The organism is Flavonifractor sp. An4, from assembly GCF_002161755.1.
Classification (GTDB): Bacteria; Bacillota; Clostridia; order Oscillospirales; family Oscillospiraceae; genus Flavonifractor; species Flavonifractor avicola.
In genome coordinates this window covers 1-2,738 of the sequence record NZ_NFIL01000088.1, presented here as the reverse complement: position 1 = coordinate 2,738, position 2,738 = coordinate 1, and the positions used below count along the sequence as shown (strand labels likewise).

At 52.7% G+C, this 2,738-nt stretch carries 3 protein-coding genes and 1 pseudogene; 1 reads left to right on the top strand and 3 read right to left on the bottom strand.

Features of this window, described 5'->3' with window-relative positions:
- Positions 1-266: 266 nt before the first annotated feature.
- Positions 267-626, top strand: a complete 360-nt coding sequence (locus B5F94_RS15710; RefSeq protein WP_087331489.1) for a DUF4313 domain-containing protein — start codon at positions 267-269, stop codon at positions 624-626.
- 143 nt (positions 627-769) lie between these two features.
- Here the strand turns inward: B5F94_RS15710 and B5F94_RS15705 are convergent, their stop codons facing one another.
- The 3 genes and pseudogenes from B5F94_RS15705 to B5F94_RS16545 form a co-directional block, all read right to left on the bottom strand.
- Positions 770-1,207 carry a DUF7659 family protein gene (locus tag B5F94_RS15705; RefSeq protein WP_087331485.1) on the bottom strand — a complete coding sequence of 146 codons (438 nt, stop codon included), beginning with the start codon at positions 1,205-1,207 and terminating at the stop codon, positions 770-772.
- Positions 1,208-1,369: 162 nt separating this feature from the next.
- Positions 1,370-2,356 (bottom strand): hypothetical protein, encoded by a 987-nt coding sequence (locus B5F94_RS15700; protein ID WP_087331482.1) that lies wholly within the window; start codon positions 2,354-2,356, stop codon positions 1,370-1,372.
- 71 nt (positions 2,357-2,427) lie between these two features.
- A pseudogene (locus B5F94_RS16545) lies at positions 2,428-2,738 on the bottom strand (hypothetical protein); the annotation flags it as partial.

Below are 2,738 nucleotides of genomic sequence, written 5' to 3'. Positions count from 1 at the left end.
GGCCAGCAACGGTCAAAACATCACTATTCAGTATGGCGGACATATTGTCACCTCTTTATCTATTTATCTTTTGTGTAATAATGTTTAACTTTTTGTCATAAATGCAGTTTATTTTCTCGCTTCTATTATACCATAAAAACTCAAGATATCAAATAATATTTTTAGAAATAATATATATTATGTTGACATATTTAGTAAAATATTGTATGATAAAGTTATCAAAAATAGATATATAGTTGAACATAACAAGACTGGTGGTGAACAGTATGAATGACAAAACATGGCCCAATTTTCCCGATATCCAAGCGGGGAAAAATGTGTCCTTGGGGAAGACAACCTATTTCGATGACAAACGGCTCGCTGTATTTGTCATCGGCGACCCGTCGGAAAAACTGACATGTATGAACTTGATCACAGCCTGCCTGCCCAAGTCAGCGGTCACGAATCCCAACTGTGCGTACTTCGATACCCGGAACCATCCGGCGGCGCTCCGATGGGCAATCGACCAGGGCATTTGCAGACTGACCGGGCGCAGTGCCTATTCCGATTTCTGCACCTATCCGGAAGTGGAGTTCAGCGAGGAAGCTGTGCAATCTATGGCGACTTTGGGCTCTTCAGCCATCTGAAGCAGTAGTTAGATATATAAATAGAGAAAAAGCGGAAACCCCTGACTAGTGAAAACGGGAGACCAGCCTTTGTGGTGTGGCCTCCCATCTTTTTTGCTTATAATTCTAAATTTTATTATAGGACGTAAACCGCATATTATCTCTCAATCCCTCCCGCAAATCTCCGTGACGGCTTTCTCAATGCCTCTCTTGAGGCGTGGGTTTCCCAGCACCTCGTCCGCCGTATAGCCCAGCGCGTACAGTGTGTCCTCGGTGTCTCTCGTGTAGCCGTACTCATGGTTGTCCAGCTCGTCAAGGAACATCTCGTAGATGAACCCCTCCCCGGTTTCATCCTCCGCGATGGCGTCCCGCAGTTCCTTTTCGTGCCTGCTGAATGTGTCACGGATGAGCTGTGCGTCCGATTTCTTGAAAAAGCCGCCTGTATTCCCGGCTTTGTAGATCTTGTCGAGGTCTTTTTCCGGGTCGAGGCCCCAGCCCCGCATCATCTCCTCAAACTGCCGGTCGCTGAACGCGAAGCCAATCGGGAGCGCGTTGACCTCCTGCCGCTGTCTCTGGCGAAGTTCTGCGTATCTGTTTTTCACTTGAAAGTCCTCCTTTCCATACGTCTGGCCTTGCAGTGCAGGCATGTGACAGTCATTTCCGTACCTTTCTCATGTATTCTTAAACCTGAAAACAAACGCTAAAATGAAAAAAGTATGATACGTGACCGGCACGACTGACGCACACGCTCTCACGCTCTCACGTCAGGAGGGCGGCGATCCAGAGGTACCGCACACATTTTCTTGTTCTGCAAGGACAGCGCGGGTCAGTTTATTCATACAGTCCACGAACCGCCGGGAAGCTCTGTTACGCCCGTGCCCCCAGAATTGCAGATGGGAGCACCGGCCGTCCGCAATCGTGGCAGCGGCCAGCTTGTTGTTGATCCACCCCTGGGTGCGGAGTGGCACGTCCACCTGATACCGCCTCATCAAGTACAGAAAGATGGAGCACGCGCTGGAATCATACCGGCTCCGATAAAACTCCACGGTGTCATTTTGGAGCACGCCGCCCTCCCGGATGGTGCGAATGGCGTCCTGTACCTGCTGCTGGGCCTGCCGGTTGCGCTCCCGACAATACGTCCGGTCCTCCGCGTCAGCTTTAGCTTTCTGTTCCCGGCTTTTTTCGCGGCACTTATCTTTATATATAGCAGACAGTTCGCGGCATGTCGGAAGTTCTCCCAATATGAGAGCACCGATAAAATCCGGGAAGGTCTCGCCGCCGCTCTCCCTGGACTCCAGATAAGTCGATACATGGCCGTCCAGAATGGCCTTGATGTAGTCGGCCTGATGGGCTGGATCGCGGCCAAGCTCCCGTATCAACTGCTTCTCCTGCCTCAAAGCCTCCAGCACCGCGTCATCGCCCCCGGACCGGCGCAGGCCGTCGAAATATTGCTCTCGCTTGTCCTCGTCCCCGTACATAGCCGCAACCATGGCCTGATAGCCGCAGCGGTCAATCAAGTAGTAATCCGTGGTGCGGAGTGTGGCAAGATACCCATGCAGCTCCACATAGAGGATATAGTCGTCCCCCTCCCCTTGGGGGTACTGCCGGTCCGGCTTGCCGTCACGCCGCCAGAGCCGGTAGGTGTCTGTCCCGTTGGATACTTCGCGTACCAATATGGCCCGCATCTTCTTTCCGCCTGCATTGAAATTCCCCTGGTAAAAGAGCGGGGTCATCAGTTTTGCGTTTGACATTGTGTTTTCCTCCTTATATACATGTAATTGTAGAGGTGCCCGCACGGCAGGTCCATGCGGGCATCCCTGCTTCATCCTGCCAGCCGGTCTGTACTCTCCTGGTCCCCGATGTGGAGCAGGATGTCCAGCTCCGTGAGGCGGGCGGTTTTCTCCGCCAATTCGGCCTCCTGGGGAAACGGCTTCTCCAGTTCTGCCTTGACCGCCTCGCACTGCTGAAGGGTGTGTTCGATGGCGTCCTGTGTCTCCTGGATGCGCTGGGGCAGCCTGTCCAGCACATGGTCGATGCGGACAAGGTTCCCCTTGGCGTCCTGCCCAAGTTCTACGCTGTGCTCTGCGGAGCCCTTCAGTATGGCCTTATAGCAGAGTAAGCCGGTACAAAGCA